The organism is Moorena sp. (genome assembly GCF_982860115.1).
Window position 1 is genome coordinate 14,727 of the sequence record NZ_CEYLVT010000067.1, and the last position, 1,796, is coordinate 16,522.

The 1,796-nt window shown below is 40.8% G+C and carries 1 protein-coding gene and 1 pseudogene; one reads left to right on the top strand and one right to left on the bottom strand.

Translation table 11 applies throughout. The features are described from left to right. A pseudogene (locus AC4II3_RS13630) lies at positions 1 to 403 on the top strand (hypothetical protein); the annotation flags it as partial. Positions 404 to 480: 77 nt separating this feature from the next. Here AC4II3_RS13630 and AC4II3_RS13635 read toward each other — a convergent pair. Continuing rightward, positions 481 to 1,224: a DUF2927 domain-containing protein gene (locus AC4II3_RS13635; RefSeq protein ID WP_488010640.1), complete on the bottom strand. Its 744-nt coding sequence runs from the start codon at positions 1,222 to 1,224 to the stop codon at positions 481 to 483. Positions 1,225 to 1,796 lie beyond the last annotated feature (572 nt).

A 1,796-nucleotide genomic window follows, 5' to 3' on the forward strand; every position in this document is an offset into this window, starting at 1 on the left:
TCCCAATGGTGGGTGTTTGAAAGCACTCCCTGGTCCTGGTACTGGTCAGGCTGTTGCTTGTGTCCGCAGTGGATCTGCACTCAAACCTGTGGTTGCTAAAAATGGGAATTGGCTGCAGCTGAGCAGTGGCAATTGGGTTTATGGTCCTTACACTACCTCTAAATTATTTGATGGAAGTAGTGTAGGTGGTGGAGGTAGTCCGATTTTGGAATCAGGAATCAAAGTCAAGACTCCCAATGGTGGGTGTTTGAAAGCACTCCCTGGTCCTGGTACTGGTCAGGCTGTTACCTGTGTAAGCAGTGGCTCTGTACTCAAACCTGTGGTTGCTAGAAATGGGAATTGGCTACAGCTGAACAGTGGCAATTGGGTTTATGGTCCTTACACCACCTCTAAATTCTTTTAACCTGAATCTTTATAGGACAGGACTTACCCAGTAACTCTACTTGTAAGGTGCATTAATAACGCACCTTACGGCTAGGATTACCTCTCAAACCTGAGGCTATTCAGAACATTGATCACTTCTGCTTTAGTCATTCCGGGACGAATTTCTGGTCTATATAGCATTTCTATGACAGCTTGATCAATCTCAGCATATTCGGTCGTATCAGTCCACCCTTGGAAAAATACACTATTTCTGTATTTATAGGAATCCCTCATCAGTCCTATAGATTGGGTGAGCTCTTCTCGGATTAGGTGAGACCGTGCCTTTTGGGTAATGCTAGTTGTAGAAATCATAATTCTTGACTTATAAATAACTTGGTTATTCCACCAAGTCCGAACAAACCCAAAATTGACCGGTCGATAGTTAGGCTCATAGCGACGAAACTCGTATTCGGGAACAAAATAAATCTTTAAATTGGGATTATTATCATCAAAATTTATTTGAATGGCATCTTGGGTAATGCTATTTATTTCATCAATAACGGTTGACAAAGTCTGCCAATCTTCAGGGGTTGGCAAGCCGATCACCTTAATCCTCACATTCCTGTCCCATTTTTTGATAGTAGGATTGAAGGAGCCGTATTCCGAGCCTAAGGCAATTTCTAAAAAATAATCAATTTGAGCTTGAGTATAGTTTTTGTTGTAAATTGATTGGAGAGTCGGTTGTGTCCTACTTAGCTCATAGTTATTCCCATAAGTGGGTGGTTGATAGGTAGATGGGATCAAAAAACCTAAGAAACTTAGAATAACAGACTTGAGAATTGGCAAACAAAAATTACCCATGGTCACTCGCTTCGCTCCAATTCAAAATTATCAATTCAAAATTCAAAAATACCCCAGGAATTAATTCGAGGCATTGAAACATCGCTTCGCTCCAATTAAAAGAGCATTTTGACATAAATGAATTCAGGGGCTTATATCATTAGGTGCGCTTGGGTCGCACCTGTGGAAACAATTCAAAATTAGAAGGCTATTCATTTTTAATTTTGAATTTGGGATTTTGAATTCAAAAATGGTCATCCGTAAAGAAAGTAGATGAATCTATAGAGTTAGGTTGATAAGCGAGGGGGTTTTGGCACAGTGATGATCCGCGATCGCATCACTGTGGAGCGCCGATTACAAAAAAAAACCCCAGCAGTCAGCTGAGGAAAATTATCCAGGAGATTTACTTTGATCACATCCGTTATAACTCTTAAATCCGCCAGGAAATTGACTACATCCGGAAAGATTGGTCATGGTTGGGCTCATTAAACCGAAGAGACTCAGAATATATGAGATGACCATGGGCAAACAAAAATTACCCATGGTCATCTCCTTTGGAATTAATCTAGAGAATTGGGTTGATAAGCGAGGGG